This window comes from Neisseria sp. P0021.S006 (assembly GCF_051956895.1).
This window is the reverse complement of sequence record NZ_JBQCWZ010000441.1, coordinates 1-1,151: the sequence shown is the minus strand read 5'-3', so window position 1 is coordinate 1,151 and position 1,151 is coordinate 1. Positions and strand designations below refer to the sequence as shown.

Below are 1,151 nucleotides of genomic sequence, written 5' to 3'. Positions count from 1 at the left end.
GGCCTGGGCATGGAAATCGGACAAGAAGACGGCTTCGTCAAAGTCGTTGCCCCGATTGAAGACACGCCGGCAGAACGTGCCGGCGTAAAAAGCGGCGACTTCATCGTCAAAATCGACAATACCTCTACGCGCGGCCTGACCGTCAGCGAAGCCGTCAAAAAAATGCGCGGCAAACCGGGTACCAAAATTACCCTGACCCTTTCACGCAAAAATGCCGACAAACCCATCGTCGTCAACCTGACCCGCGCCATCATCAAAGTCAAAAGCGTGCGCCATCACCTGCTTGAAAAAGACTACGGCTACATCCGCGTTTCCCAATTCCAAGAGCGCACCGTTGCCGCACTCAACGAAGCCGCACAAGCCCTTGTCAAAGAAAACAAAGGTCCGCTCAAAGGCATCATTCTCGACTTGCGCGACGACCCAGGCGGCCTGCTCAATGGCGCAGTCGGCGTATCCGCAGCCTTCCTGCAACCTGACGTAACCGTTGTCAGCACCAAAGGCCGTAACAAAAAAGAAGGCATGGTTCTCAAAGCAACTGCCGAAGACTACATCACCACCAGCGGCAAAGACCCGTTGGCCGGATTACCTGCCGAGCTGAAAACCATTCCTATGACCGTCCTGATTAACGCAGGCTCTGCCTCCGCTTCCGAAATCGTTGCCGGCGCATTGCAAGACCACAAACGCGCCGTCGTCGTCGGCACACAAACTTTCGGCAAAGGCTCGGTGCAAACCCTGATTCCGCTTTCTGGCGGCAGCGCAGTCAAATTGACCACCGCCCTTTACTACACGCCGAACGACCGCTCGATTCAGGCGCAAGGCATTGTTCCTGACGTTGAAGTCAAAGACAAAGACCGCGCCTTTGAAAGCCGCGAAGCCGATTTGGTCGGCCATATCGGTAATCCGCTGGGCGGCCAAGACGTCAACAGCAGCAACGAAACGCCTGCCAACACAGAAACCAAAGCCGATAAAGACAAGTCCAAAAAAGACAAAGACGAAGACATCTCCAGCCGCCGCATTCCCAATCCGGCCAAAGACGATCAGCTCCGTAAAGCCTTGGACTTAGTGAAAAATCCAGCCGAATGGCAAAAATCTTTGGGCTTGGCAGCGAAAAAACCTGCACCGAAAAAAGATGCGGAGAAAGACAGGAAGAA

Annotated in this window: 1 protein-coding gene; it reads left to right on the top strand. The window is 54.3% G+C overall.

The features are described 5' to 3' along the window. The coding region (locus ACTHUM_RS14840) for a S41 family peptidase (RefSeq protein ID WP_440403268.1) at nucleotides 1–1,151 on the top strand (1,151 nt) is incomplete at both ends.